A 13,845-nucleotide genomic window follows, 5' to 3' on the forward strand; every position below is an offset into this window, starting at 1 on the left:
GGTGGGCAGCGCAAGCAGCATGTAGAACAGCGACGCATACGCGCGCGGATCGGAGCCGATGGCGAAGAAACGGCCGAGCGCCGTCGTGCGTCGCGGCGGCGGCGGCGAACGCAAGGCCTGCTCGACCTGCACCTCCTTGTCGACATAGATAGCGGCGACCTCTTCCGGCGCACCGTAACTGCTGGCGATTTTCGCCAGCATCTCGGCTTCCGATGTACCCGGGTTCTCGTGAAGTTCCCCACGCAGATGCTCCTCGGCGTCGTACAACGCATCCTGGATCAGCGCTGGATCTGCACCGCGCAGTGCAGCGCGCAATTGCTCGAGGTATTCCGCGATCGTGCGCGGGGTCGGCGTGTTCATGGTCAAACCTCCAATGCGTATCTAAATCGTCGTGCCTGACAGTGAAGATCAAGAAGCGGATATCCTGCCCGCACTATTCTTTACTTGTGCCGTCATCCTTGACGGCGAAGATCACGAAGCGGGCATCCTGCCCGCACTATTCAATTAAAATGGATTCCACGAAATCGCGAGTGGCCATCCAGGCCAGGCTCCACTCGCGCAGCACGCGCCTGCCCAGCGGCGTGATGCGGTAGTAGCGGCGCGGCGGCCCGGTGATCGATGGCTCCACTTCGCTATCGAGCAAACCCGCTGCGGACAGGTTGCGCAATACCGGATACAGCGCGCTCTGCTTGCCACTGAGTACGCCCTCGCCAGTCTGCTCCAGGCGCTTGACGATCTGATAGCCGTACATCGGCGTGCGCGCACGCGCAAGCACGCCAAGCAGCACCAGCGAAACCGTGCCGGAGCTGAGTTCCTTCTGGAATTTCCACAGGTGGCTGTCGGTTTCGTCCATGCGCTCTAATCGACCTGACTATATTCGCAGATCAACTATAGTATTTAGTTAATACTAGCGAATGGGCCGAAAGTCATATCATCTAAAATTGTCCATGCGGGCGCTTGCACCGTCAGCTTTGCCCAACATCTCGCGCCGGTTGGTCTACATCGCTTGTAATCGTCGCGGGCATGGCGCCAAATACCCAGCAACGCAACGGGGGGCTGCGCGGTGACGAGTACGCCAAGCGAAACGCCAAAGGCTACACTCGTCACCGATCCACCGGCCGATTTGGCCGCGTATGCGCGCAAGAGCGATACGCTGCGCTTCGATCTGACGCACGCGAAACATCGCCGGCTCGGCGACTACGAACTGCACGAACTGCTCGGCGAAGGCGGCATGGGCGCGGTCTATCGCGCGCACCAGATCAGCCTGGACCGCGACGTGGCGGTGAAGGTGCTCTCGGCGCAATGGGCAACACCCGATTTCGCCGATCGCTTTCATCACGAGGCGCAGAACGCCGCACGCCTGGAACATCCGAACATCGTGGCGATCCACGAGGTCGGCACGGCCGAGGAGCTGCACTTCTACAGCATGCACCTGGTGCGCGGTCAGACCCTGGCCGGCAAGCTGCAGCACGACGGCGTTCTTAATCCGCAAGCCGCCGCAGCCTTGATGATCCCGATTGCGCGAGCGATCGACTACGCGCACCACCTGAGCGTGCTGCGTCTGGACCTGAAGCCGGCCAATGTGCTGATCGACGGCGACGGCGTGCCACACGTGGCCGATTTCGGTCTGGCACGGCGCATGGAACGCGAACTGGCGCTGACCAACGACGAAGTCTGCGGCACGCCCAGCTACATGGCACCCGAACAAGCCACCAGCGGGCTGGAGAAGATCAGTCCGGCCACCGATGTGTGGGGCTTGGGCGCGATCCTGTATGAACTGGTCAGCGGTCAACCGCCGTTCCTCGGCGCAACGCCGCACGACACGATCCAGCTCGTGCGCACCAGCACGCCGCGCCCGGTGCGCAGCCTGGTGCCGACGTTGCCACGCGATCTGCAAGCCATCATCGACAAGTGCCTGACGCGAGAAGTATCGCGCCGCTACGCGAACGCCGCCGCGCTGGCCGATGACTTGGCCGCCTTCGTGGCCGGCAAACCGGTCACGGCGCGGCCGCTCAATCCAGTGCAACGTATCGAACATTGGGTACGGCGCGAGCGCACGCTGGCCATCACCGCGGCAACACTGCTTGCCGTGTTCGGACTCATGATCGGCATCGTCGCGACCACACGGCAGCCGATGCAAACGGCCATCTCGGACAAATCCATCGCCGTGCTGCCGTTCGTCAACCGCTCACAGGACAAGGACCAGGAGTTCTTTTCCGACGGCATCTCGGAGGACATGCTGAATCTTCTTTCTAAAGTGCGCGACCTCAAAGTGATCTCGCGCTCCTCGTCGTTCTCGTTCAAGGGCAAGGACACCTCGCTACGGGAAATTGCGACGACACTCGGCGTGGCCTACATCCTCGAAGGCTCGGTGCAGCGCGCCGGCAAGACGCTGCGCATCTCGGCCCAGCTCATCGATGCGCGCAGCGACCACAACGTCTGGTCGGAATCCTACGACCGCCCGTTCGACGACGTGTTCGCAATCCAGGACGAGATCGCCGGCACCGTGGTCGGCCAGTTGAAGCTAAAGCTTCTCGGCCAGGCCCAGGCGATCGACCCCGAGGCCTATGCGTTGTTCCTGCAGGCGCGGCAGCTCGTTCGACTGGGCACACGCGCTGGCTACGAGCAGGCGATCCCGCTGTTCCAGCAGGTGCTGGCGAAGGCACCGGGATACGCCCCAGCCTGGGACCAGCTCGCGGCGATCTACAGCAATCAGGCGGCCTCGGGCCTGCGCCCGGTGCCCGAAGGGGTGCGCCTCGCGCGGGAAGCCCTGGACAAGGCGCTGACGGCCGATCCGAACTACGCGCCCGCCTACGCGATCCTCGGCTCTCTCGAGTCGAACTTCACCGGCGACCTGTCGGCGGCGGTGCGGCACTTCGAGCGGGCGCTGGCGCTCGACCCTGCCGACCCCATCATCCTCGGCAACGCGGCGGGCCTCGCCCAGGACCTCGGTCGCCTCGACCTCGCGATCGCGCTCCAAGAGGCCGCCCTTGCCCTCGACCCAGTCAGCGCCGGTGGCCATTTCAATCTGGGGGGCTACTTTCTCTACGCCCACCGCTGGGAGGAGGCGATCGCAAGCTTCCGCACCGCCTTGCGCCTCTCGCCGGGGCGCGTAGACGGGCAGGCCTCCCTCGGCCTCGCGCTATTGCAGAAGGGCGACGCCGAGGCGGCGCTCGCGGAAGTGCAGAAGGAGCCCGAGGAGAGCTGGCGGCTGGTCGCGCTGTCGATTGTCTATCACGCGCTGGGGCGATCGGCGGACTCCGATGCGGCGCTGGCGGACCTGATCGCCAAGTACGAGAAGGAAGATCCCAGCAACATCGCCTACGTGCTCGCCTACCGGGGCGAGGCGGACCGCGCGTTCGAATGGCTGGACAAGGCGCAGACCTATGAGGACTCGGGGCTGTCCGACATCGTCGTCCTGCCGCAATTCGACAACATCCGCAAAGACCCGCGCTGGCTGCCACTGCTGCGCAAGCTCGGCAAGGACCCCGAGACGCTCGCGAAGATCGAGTTCAAGGTGACGCTGCCGGCGGACAAGCCTGCGCAATAAGCCGGCGCGAAAGGGACGCTTGCCGAAGAGCGAGTTCGAGCCTACGTCTCGATCAAGCCGAACTTCGACACCAGCTCGCAGACGCGCTGCACATCCTGATCCATCGCACGATCGCGCTGCATGAAGTTCACCTCCTTGCGGACTTTCGCGAAGGCCGTGCGCACGGCACTGCCGGCGTGGAATTCCTCGCTTTGTGCGAGCGCGGCCATCAGCTTTTTCACCTCGTCGGTGAATTGCGCATAGCTTGCATGCCCGGGCTGCGGCGCGCCTGAAATCTTCGCCGCCAATGCCTGCCAATCGCCACGTGCGGCGAGCGTGCGCGCTGCGTTGAGCATGTCCTGGCGGTATTCGAGCGCCTGCGCAGCGGTGTACAACTCGAGCGCGAGCACATGCGCAAGGTCCTCGGTCATTTCGAGCACATGGCGGATTTCATTCGTGCCCATCGAGACATGGTCTTCGGCATTTGCACTCGTCGGAATCGAGTAGACGCTGGCCGGGTGTGCACGCGTGGCGAGATCGTTGACCAGCGCCGCCGCGGTGTACTGTACGATCATGAAACCGGAGTCCGTCGCATCCTCGTTGCCGATCAGGAACGCCGGCAAGCCGTCGTTCGTCGCCGGATCCACGAGCTTGTTGAGGCGCCGCTCGCTGATCGAGGCGAGCACCGGAATCGCCGCCTTGACGTAACTCATCGAGAGCGCAAGCGGCATGCCGTGGAAGTGTCCGGCCGAGATCACCTGGTCCTCGATCACCTTCGCGTCGACTGCATCGGCCGCTCCTGCGCTTCCTGCGCTCGCGGCACTCGCACGTCCCTGTGCATCGGGAAAAATCAGTGGGTTATCGGTAACGGCGTTCAATTCGATATCGATCACGCGCTGCGCCTGCGCGAGCGCATCGCGCACCGCGCCGTGTACTTGTGGAATGCAGCGCAAACTGTACGAATCCTGCGGCTGATGCTTCTTGCCGCCCTTGAACGGCATAAAGCGCGCGTAGAACGCTTCCTTGCCATGGCGCTGCGCCGGCGGTACGTAATCCCAGCCGATATCGAAGCGATGCTTCTGGTCTTGCGCATCGCTCCACGAATCCGCGAGCCATGTCTTGAAGCGCGGCACGAGGTGATACGGAATATCGGCGAGCGTCGAACCGGCGAGAAGTGTGCGCAAGTTCGCCGCTGTCTGCACCTGACCCGGATGCGGACGCAGCGCATGCACTTCGGCCTTGAATGCCGAGCTGCGCCCGGCGAATGCGTCCAACGTCATCGCCGCAGCGAGATCGGCCGTCGCCAGAAGTTTCTCCAGCGCATCGAGAGCGAGCGCCGCGCTCGCCAGCATCTGCGCGGTACCGTTGTTGAGCGCGAGCCCTTCTTTGAACGACAGGCGTACCGGTTGCAGGCCTGCGCGTTTGAGCGCTTCGGCGCCGTGCAAACGCTCGTTCTGATAAAACGCCTCGCCTTCGCCAAGCAACACGATCGCCAGATGCGACAGCGGCGCCAGGTCTCCGCTCGCACCGACCGAACCTTTTTCCGGAATCACGGGAATCACATCGCGATTGAGCAACTCCGCGAGCGCCTGCAGCGTGCTTACGCGAATGCCCGAGTGCCCGCGCATCAACGTGTTCACGCGGATCGCCAGCATCGCGCGCACGACTTCGACCGCGAGCGGCTTGCCGACGCAGACCGCATGCGTGACGACGAGATTGTGCTGCAGCTCTTCCAGCAGAGTGCCGTCACGCTGCTCGGGATTGCCGCCGGGCAGCTCATCGCGCGCACGATGCGCGCCGAGCAGCTTGTCGGCATTGCTGCCGAAACCGGTGGTCACACCATAAATCGGCTCGCCACGCTTGACCTGCGCCGCGAGAAAATCGGCGGTGCGCTGCACTTTTTCCAGTTGCGCCGGATCGAGCTGGACTTTGAGGCCGGTCCTGGCAATCGCGACCAACTGCTCGCGCGTCAGGCTCGTGCCGTCCAGTCGGATGGCCGAGGTCATAGCTTCATCGCCTCGGCTTGCTCCAACTCCACACGCAGCGTCTTCACCAGCTCGCCACGAGCTACCTCGAATTGATCCTGCTTGCGCATGTCCTTGACCGTGACGACGCCCTTGGCGATTTCATCCGGACCCAGCACGAGGACGAAACGGATGCCGGCGCGATCGGCGTACTTGAATTGCTTGCCGAGCTTGCCGCCATCGAGCACGACTTCAGTTGCGATGCCGCCGTTGCGCAATTGCGTGGCGAGTTCGAGATACGCGGGCAATTGCGCCTCATCCATTTGCGTGACCAGCACCTTGACCGTGCTTTGCGCGGTGCCGATCAATTTCGCCTCGCGCAACTGCCAAAACAGCCGCGTCGCGCCGATCGAGATGCCGACACCGGGCAGATGCGACTTTGTATAGTTTTCCGCCAGATTCTCGTAGCGTCCGCCCGAACAGATCGAGCCGATCTGCGGATGTTCGTTGAGCGTGGTTTCGTAGACTGTGCCGGTGTAGTAATCGAGGCCGCGCGCGATCGACAGATTGATCGCGTAATGCGTTTCCGGTACGCCGAACGCGTGGATCAGCGCCAGCACTTCGCGCAATTCGGCGACGCCCTGATTGAACACCTCGGTTCCATGCCCCAGCGCATCGAGCTTGGCCAACGCATCCGCATGTCCGTGCGAACGAATCTGCACGAAGTCGAGAATCTTCTTCGCCGCCTCGGCCGACAGCCCGAAGTTTTCTCCCATCAGCGTGTCGCGCACATACTCGGCGCCGCGCTTGTCGAGTTTGTCGACTTCGCGCAGGGCCAGCGCCTGCTTCTCCGTGTCGGCGATGCCGAGCCCCTCGAAGAAGCCGCGCATGATCTTGCGATTGTTGAGCCAGATGGTGAACGGCCCGATCGCCAGATCGCGGAACACGCTGTAGATCACCGCAGGAATTTCCGCGTCGTAGCGGATCGACAGCGTGTCCTTGCCGATCACATCGATATCGCACTGGTGGAACTCGCGAAAGCGTCCGCGCTGGGCGCGTTCGCCGCGGTACACGCGCTGCATCTGATAGCGACGGAACGGGAAACTCAGGTCGTGCTCGTGCTCGGCGACATAGCGCGCCAGCGGCACGGTCAGATCGAAGCGCAGCGCAAGTTCCGGTCGCTTGTCCTTGTCGGCCGCGTCGAGCGCTCCGGTCGATTGCACAAAGTATACCTGGCGCTCGGTTTCGCCCCCCGACTTGGTCAGCAGCACATCGGAAAACTCCATTACCGGCGTTTCGATCGGCAGAAAGCCGAAGCGTTCGTAATTGCGCCGAATGGTGTCGAGCATGTCCGCGAATGCGATCTGCTCGAGCGGCAACAGCTCCATCACGCCGGGCATGGTGCGGGCCGAAGTCAGTGGCATGGGTTCCTCAACGGCATGGATTCCTCGAAGACAGCGACGCAAGTGGCCGCAAGGTCGCATAATTTACCATGCGCGCGGGCGATGCCTGGCTACATTCTCCGGAGCAGCGCGGAGTTTGCCGCCAGATTCTCGGTCGCCCACGGCCTCACGAGGTTGCGCCGCTGCCGCCAGCCCATTATCATGCGCGGCTCGCTGTGCGAGCATGCGGCTCCCACGCATGCCCGGAACGCACGGCGCAGGTTTCACAGTCGGGGTGTAGCTCAGCCTGGTAGAGCGCTACGTTCGGGACGTAGAAGTCGCAGGTTCAAATCCTGTCTCCCCGACCAACATCGAGGCCAAAAGCCACCGCTATGCGGTGGCTTTTTCGTTTTGTCTTCAGTTTTTTCATGCACAAAAAAACGCCCGGCATGCCGGGCGTTCTCGTTTCTGCAGGTGGATCAAACCGGCTTACTGGCAGGCCTTGCCGTGCGAAGCATGCGCACCGGCCTTCTCGGCAGCAGCCGCGCTCATGTATGAGCCTTCCTTGGTCTTGCCATACCACTCGTCGCCTTGGCAATGATAGACCTTGGACTCGCTGTTGACCCAGACCAGGCCCGCGCCGCCACCCGGCTTCTGCGCGATGTCCTTGGCCGGCGTCGGTGCCGCGTGCTTCTCTTTCGTTGTCGCTGCGGCTGCGGCCGGCGCCGCTGCGGCTGCGGTCGTGGCTGCTGCAGGTGCCGCAGCCGGCGCGGCTGCTTCTGCTGCCGCCGCCTTCTTGGACTTCTTGGACTTCTTGGTCGTCGCTGTGTCGTCGCTTGCTGCCGCTGTAGTGCTCTTGGCCGCCGTCTTGTCCATCCACTCCTTCACACCCTTGTGTCCCTTGCAGGCACCCTTGTGCGTCGTGCCGTCGAAATATGTGCCGTCTTTGCACAACGCTGTGTGAGCTGCTGCTTCTTGCGCATAGGCCCCCTGACAGAGCAGCGCCCCCACTCCGAATGCCACCGAAACCAACAACGATTTCATGCCCGTCTCCAAAAGTTGATGTTATGCGCGTATTTCTAACTGCGCCGCGCGACGCACAGAATGACAGACGTTTCGGCGCTGTCAATGATCGCCTGCAACGCTATTCAGGTGCTTCCCGAGTTCCGTTCAGTTAGCGCCGACAAGTGTTAATTTTGTCCTAATTGGACTAGCGGATTTTCGATGGTCTGCCAGCCGTAACGGTCGAGTATCAGCAAGCCAAGGTGCTTGCGCGCGAGTTTCGCATAGCCTAGACGCGGCAGCTGGTTCTGCGCAACCTGTAGCGAAGTGGCCAGATCGCCACCCTCCAGCCTCCAGCGGACGTCCTGCACATGCTGCTCCGAAAGCATATCCGTGACGGCGACACTGTCCTCGGGTGCGGCGAGGGGCAGACACCAGCGCACGTGTTGCTCCTCGCTCTCCAGCAACAGCTGTAGTTGCAGACCGCTGGCGCGACCGCGCAGATGTTGCGCATGAATGCGCAGCACCAATTCCCCGGGTGAACGAAAATGGGCACGCAGTGGGTGATCGACCCGGACCGCACCCAGTGTCGACATCGAATGGTAGCGCTCGGCGGCGGCGGCATACGCCAGAAAACGCTTGCCGCTGAGACGCATCTGCGTCGCATGTTGCCCGATCGCGCTTCGCTTCTGCTCACGCCAGGTTGCCTCGATCTCGAATGCAACCGCACCTGCATGTGCGTCTTCGCCATGCACCGAATAAGTCAGGCATCGCGGCGTAACGCCGGCACGCAACAACGCCACGCGCAGCGCGATATGCACGGCGCTGTGATCCGGATGTCGATCCTCAAGTGCCGGCAGCGCGATCAGGGTCGGCTGAAATTCGTCGATCTGTTCGCGCAGACGCGCCGGCAGACCGTCCGCATCATGCATGAGCATGTCGGTCAGACCGGTGTCCGGCAGGCCGAAGAAACATCGCTCGCCGACATCCACGCCCAGCACATCGAGCGCGGCTTGCGCTTCTTCACGCCGGCGCGCACCCCAGCGCCTGCGCGCAATGCTGTCGATGCGCCAGCGCTTTTCGATCCAGCGCTGCGGCCAAGGATTGTTGTCGCCATCGGTGACGACGACCACGCGCCGCGCAGCGCCCGCAGCGCGCGCCGCGAGCAACAGTCCACCGCAGGCGATCGCCTCATCGTCAGGGTGCGGTGCCAATACCAGCACCCGCTCGGTCGCGTTCAGACGCAGGATTTCAGACATCGAATGCGCTGCTACACCGTCGCTGACGATGCATGCCGCACCTGGCCCGCACCGCGCACGACATAGCGCTCGATGGTCAGCGATTCCGCGCCCATCGGGCCGTAGGCGTGCAGGCGCGTGGTCGAGATGCCGATCTCGGCGCCAAGACCCAGTTCGCCACCGTCGGAGAAGCGCGACGAGGCATTCACCAGTACCACGGCCGAACGTAGCGCGTGCACGAATTTTTCCGCGGCGGCAGCGTCACGCGTCGCGATCACTTCGGTGTGATCCGAACCAAAGCGGTGGATATGCGCGATCGCCGCGTCGAGATCGTCGACGACACGCACGGCCAGAATCAGGTCGAGAAACTCCGCGGCGTAATCTTCGTCGGTTGCCGCCAGCATGTCCGGTACCAGTTCGCGGCTGCGCGCACAGCCACGCAGTTCGACGCCGCGCTCATGCAATTGCGCTGCCACGCGCGGCAAGAACGTCGGCGCCATGTCGGCATGGATGAGCAGGGTTTCCAGTGCATTGCAGGCGGACGGGCGCGTGGTCTTGCCATCGATCGCCAGGCGCAGGGCGGCATCCTCGTCGGCGCCGCGGTCGACGTACAGATGGCACACGCCTTGATAGTGTTTGATCACCGGCACGCGCGCATGTTCGGCGACGAAGCGAATCAGGCCCACACCACCACGTGGAATCAGCAGGTCGACAATGTCGGTGAGTTGCATCAGTTGCAGCATCGTCTCACGGCTCAGGTCTTCGACCAGGGTAATTGCGGCCTCCGGCAGATTGTTGGCGCGCAACGCGCCGCGCAACGCCGCAGCGATGGCGCGATTGCTTTCGAATGCCTCGGAACCGCCGCGCAGCAAGACTGCGTTGCCTGCGTAGAAACACAGTGCAGCAGCGTCGGCGGTCACGTTCGGACGCGCTTCGTAGATCATCGCGATCAAGCCGAGCGGAATGCGCACGCGCTCGATCACCAACCCGTTCGCGCGCTCGTCGCGACGCGTGACCTGGCCGACCGGATCGGGCAAGGTAGCCACATCGCGCACGGCCGCAACAACGCCAGCGAGGCGCCCGGCATCCAGACGCAGACGATCGATCATCGCGGCGGACAAACTCTTGGATTGCGCCGCTTCGACATCGCGCGCATTCGCGGCGAGGATCGCCGGCGCCTGCGCTTCGAGCGCCGCCGCCATCATCTCCAAAATGTGGCGTTTTGCAGAAGTGGACAATGCGGCAATCGCGGTGCCGGCATCGCGACAGGCCAGGGCGATCTCGCCGATCGCCGTGGCGGAGCGCACGCCTGTGGTGGATATGTTCATGCCAAGGCCTCGGCCAGTGCGACCAGATCGTCGCGGCGCACGACGGTATCGCCATAACTGAAGCTAAGTATACTCTCGATATCGCGCGACTGACGGCCGGCGATGCGGCGCACTTCACCCGCATTGTATTGAGTGAGACCGCGCGCGACGGGGCTGGCGGCATCGTTTTCGATGCAGACGATCTCGACGATGTCGCCGCGCGCAAACTCGCCATCCGCACCGACAATGCCGCCGGGCAACAGCGACTTGCCGTTGATCAGCGCGCGCGCCGCGCCCGCATCGATGCGAATCGCGCCGCCCGAACCGGGCGCGTGGCGTAACCAGTATTTGCGCGCGGCAAGCCGGGTGGTCGCCGCAGCAAACCGCGTACCACGAAAAATTCCATCGGCGAGTTGGGCAACGGTCGGCACCGACGTGCCATTGAACAGGACCGTGGTGATGCCTGCATTCGCGGCCTTGGTCGCCGCCTCCAGCTTGGTGCGCATGCCGCCGGTGCCATGTGTGCTGCCGGCATCACCCGCCATCGCGAAAATCTGCGGCGTCACCGCATCGACGGCTTCGATCGGTCGCGCGTCCGGGTGCAGCTGCGGATGCGCGCTGTAGAGGCCATCGACATCGCTGGCGATCAGCAGCAGGTCCGCATCGACGAGCGCGGCGACGATCGCAGCAAGATTGTCGTTGTCGCCAAGCTTCAATTCCTCGACCGCGACGGTGTCGTTCTCGTTGACCACCGGCACGGCGCGCAGGCGCAGCAGTTCGAGCAGGGTGTTGCGCGCGTTCAAGTAGCGCCGGCGATTGCGCAGATCGTCATGGGCGAGCAGCACCTGCGCAACCGGTGCATCGAGCAGGCTCTGCCACAGCGCGATCATGCGCGTCTGGCCGAGGGCGGCCAGCGCCTGACGCAGCACCAAGCCACCTGCGAGCGCGTCCGCAGCCACGCGCGCACGCCCGGCGGCAACCGCGCCGGACGAGACGAGCACGATCTCGCGCCCAGCCGCGCGCGACGCGCTGATGAATTGGGCCAGACCGCGCGCGTGTTGCGCCGACAATTCCTGCTCGCCCGCAGTCAGCAGATTGCTGCCGACTTTGAGCACGGCACGGCGCCACGGCGGCAGCGGCTGTTGTGTGAATCCTCGTGTCACTTGAATCCTCATTTCTCTTGCTTGTCATTCCGGTGCAAACCGGAATCCAGCTTTCCGAGCAAATCGCCGAAGAGCAAGATCAGAAACCGGATTCCAGCTTTCGCTGGAATGACGACATCTTTATACGCAGTCCAACTTGTTGAGCCGTTCCCGCAACGCATCCAAGCGTAAATCGGCCCCTGCTCCGGGCGACGTACGCGCCGCCAGACTTTGCTCCGGTGTGCGTCCGTGCCCCGCTTCGTGTGCGGCAGCCGCCGCGTGCTTGTAGGCTTCACGGAACGGCACACCGGCGGCCGCCTGTTCGATCGCTGCATCGGTCGCATACATCGACGGCTCGATCGCAGCGCGCATGGCCGCCGTGTTCCATTGCATACGACCGAGCAGGTCGGGCAACAATTCCAACGCGGCGAGGCCGCGCGAAAATCCGTGAAACATGCCGCCCTTGGAAAATTGCAGATCGCGCTGATAACCCGAAGGCAGTGACAGCAGTTGTTCGATCTCGGTGCGTGCAGCAGCCACGCTGGCATAGGTCGCGCGCATCAGTTCGATCACATCGGGATTGCGCTTGTTGGGCATGATCGACGAGCCCGTCGTGTACTCCGGCGGCAAAGATACAAATGCGAATTCGGAGGTGGTGAACAGGCTCAGATCCCATGCTAAACGGCGCAGGTCAAGCAAGGCGGTGCCGAGCGCATCGAGCGCCGCCATTTCGAACTTACCTCGCGCGAGTTGTGCGCATATGGGCGAAATCTGCATGCGCGCGAAACCCAGCGCCTGCGTGGTGTAGTCGCGATCGAGCTTGAGATTCACGCCGTAGCCTGCGGCGGTACCGAGCGGATTGGCGTCGATCCAAGCCAGCGTATCGCGTGTGCGCTGCAGATTGTCGATAAAACTTTCGGCGAAGCCCGCAAACCACATCGCGGTCGACGACACGACCGCACGCTGCAAATGCGTATAACCCGGCAGCGGTTGCGGCGGTTGCGCGGCGCGGTCGAGACAGACCTTAACGACCTCGCGGCACAGCGTCGCCAGCGTTGCGAGCTTCGCCTTCAGCCACAGTCGTGTCGCCACCAGAATCTGATCGTTGCGGCTGCGCCCTGTGTGCACTTTGCGACCGGTATCGCCGAGGCGTTCGGTCAATCGCGCCTCGATCGCGGAGTGCCCATCCTCGAAGCGCTCGTCAAGGATGAATTTCCCTTTCCGGAAATCGTCGCCGAGCGCATCCAGCTCGCGTGCGATTGCTGCGGATTCGTCGGCCGTGATCACGCCGATGCGCGCGAGGCCTTCGACATGCGCCTTGCTCGCGGCGATGTCGTGCAGAAAAAATTCGCGGTCCAGCACGACGTCGTCGCCGGCGAGGAAACGCATGACGCGCGCATCGGTTTCGACACCGGGGTTTTGCCAAAGCAGATCGCTATTCATTTCGGTATGCTTTCCAGTTCGTTCAAACCCAACGCCAGATTCAGGTTCTGCATCGCCTGTGTGGCCGCACCCTTGAGCAGATTGTCCAGGGTCGAAACAACGACCGCGCGCTTGCCGCCCGGCGCAACGCTGAAACCGCCGATCTGCACGCCGTGGCGATTCGCGATATGGCTGACCCATGGCGCGTCGTCGATCACTTCGATCAGCGGTTCGTTGGCATAGCGCTCACGATAGCGCTGTTTCACCGCATCCAGAGTCAACGGCTGCGTCAGCCATAAATTCACCGTCATTGTAATGCCGCGAAAATGCGGCGCGACATGCGGCATGAATTCGACCGGCACGCCCAGATGCTTGGTCACTTCGCGCTCGTGCGTGTGATTGACCAGTGCGTACGGCATCAGATTGTCGCGCAGCTTTACCGGATCGTTGCGATCCGACGGCGTCGTGCCCGCCCCTGAATAACCGGAAACGCCGAAACAAGCCGGCGGCGCGGCGAGCAGATCCTGCAACGGCGCGATCGCCAGTTGCATCGCCGTCGCATAGCAGCCGGGGTTGCTGATATGCCGTTGGCCACGGTACTTGTCGCGATACAGCTCGGGAAGACCGTAATACCAGGTGTTGTCGAAGCGATAGTCGGCGCTGATATCGACGATCAGCGTTTCCGGTGTGGACGTCTGGATAGCCGCAACATAGGGTTCGGCCTTGCCATTCGGCAGTGCGAGCACGACGACATCGGCCCGTTTGGCCGCGACCGCCGCGGCGTCGAGATTTTCGTAGCGCAATTGGCCATCGAATTCGGCGATGTGTTCGGTGACGCGCTGCCCGGCGAATTCGCGCG

Annotated in this window: 11 protein-coding genes and 1 tRNA gene; 2 read left to right on the forward strand and 10 right to left on the reverse strand. The window is 63.1% G+C overall.

From position 1 onward, the window contains the following. Together VIE67_RS08850 and VIE67_RS08855 are read right to left on the reverse strand one after the other, a co-directional pair. Window positions 1–360: DUF1700 domain-containing protein (locus tag VIE67_RS08850; RefSeq protein ID WP_414707324.1), on the reverse strand; the 360-nt coding region annotated here is incomplete at its 3' end. Between the two features lie 136 nt (window positions 361–496). Next, window positions 497–853, reverse strand: a complete 357-nt coding sequence (locus tag VIE67_RS08855; protein WP_332025328.1) for a PadR family transcriptional regulator — start codon at window positions 851–853, stop codon at window positions 497–499. Window positions 854–1,063: 210 nt separating this feature from the next. On the opposite strand from VIE67_RS08855, the gene VIE67_RS08860 reads away from it, so the two are divergent. Next, the gene (locus VIE67_RS08860; RefSeq protein WP_332025330.1) at window positions 1,064–3,550 is read left to right on the forward strand and encodes a protein kinase domain-containing protein; all 2,487 of its coding nucleotides are present in this window, start codon (window positions 1,064–1,066) and stop codon (window positions 3,548–3,550) included. Window positions 3,551–3,591: 41 nt separating this feature from the next. Here VIE67_RS08860 and VIE67_RS08865 read toward each other — a convergent pair whose 3' ends face one another. Continuing rightward, a complete protein-coding gene (locus tag VIE67_RS08865) occupies window positions 3,592–5,535 on the reverse strand; it encodes an HAL/PAL/TAL family ammonia-lyase (protein WP_332025332.1) in 1,944 nt (647 codons plus the stop codon). Then, window positions 5,532–6,911, reverse strand: coding sequence for a histidine--tRNA ligase (gene hisS, locus VIE67_RS08870; protein WP_332025345.1), 1,380 nt, complete (start codon window positions 6,909–6,911; stop codon window positions 5,532–5,534). The genes VIE67_RS08865 and hisS overlap by 4 nt, the downstream gene beginning before the upstream one ends. A gap of 255 nt (window positions 6,912–7,166) precedes the next feature. Between hisS and VIE67_RS08875 the strand changes: the two genes are divergently transcribed. Then, a tRNA-Pro gene (locus VIE67_RS08875) sits at window positions 7,167–7,243 on the forward strand. A 121-nt stretch (window positions 7,244–7,364) separates the two neighbouring features. On the opposite strand, the gene VIE67_RS08880 is transcribed toward VIE67_RS08875, so the two are convergent. The 6 genes from VIE67_RS08880 to argC form a co-directional block, all read right to left on the reverse strand. Next, window positions 7,365–7,919 (reverse strand): DUF3761 domain-containing protein, encoded by a 555-nt coding sequence (locus VIE67_RS08880; RefSeq protein WP_332025334.1) that lies wholly within the window; start codon window positions 7,917–7,919, stop codon window positions 7,365–7,367. Window positions 7,920–8,065: 146 nt separating this feature from the next. Continuing rightward, window positions 8,066–9,136 (reverse strand): PIG-L deacetylase family protein, encoded by a 1,071-nt coding sequence (locus VIE67_RS08885; RefSeq protein ID WP_332025335.1) that lies wholly within the window; start codon window positions 9,134–9,136, stop codon window positions 8,066–8,068. Window positions 9,137–9,147: 11 nt separating this feature from the next. Next, window positions 9,148–10,443: a glutamate-5-semialdehyde dehydrogenase gene (locus tag VIE67_RS08890; protein ID WP_332025337.1), complete on the reverse strand. Its 1,296-nt coding sequence runs from the start codon at window positions 10,441–10,443 to the stop codon at window positions 9,148–9,150. After that, entirely contained in the window at window positions 10,440–11,597 is a 1,158-nt protein-coding gene (gene proB / locus VIE67_RS08895) for a glutamate 5-kinase (protein ID WP_414707325.1), read from the reverse strand. The genes VIE67_RS08890 and proB overlap by 4 nt, the downstream gene beginning before the upstream one ends. Before the next feature lie 108 nt (window positions 11,598–11,705). After that, window positions 11,706–13,007, reverse strand: coding sequence for an argininosuccinate lyase (gene argH, locus VIE67_RS08900; protein WP_332025341.1), 1,302 nt, complete (start codon window positions 13,005–13,007; stop codon window positions 11,706–11,708). Further along, window positions 13,004–13,845: N-acetyl-gamma-glutamyl-phosphate reductase (argC, locus tag VIE67_RS08905; protein WP_332025343.1), on the reverse strand; the 842-nt coding region annotated here is incomplete at its 5' end. The genes argH and argC, both read right to left, overlap by 4 nt.

It is taken from the genome of Rudaea sp. (genome assembly GCF_036560865.1).
Classification (GTDB): Bacteria; Pseudomonadota; Gammaproteobacteria; order Xanthomonadales; family Rhodanobacteraceae; genus Rudaea.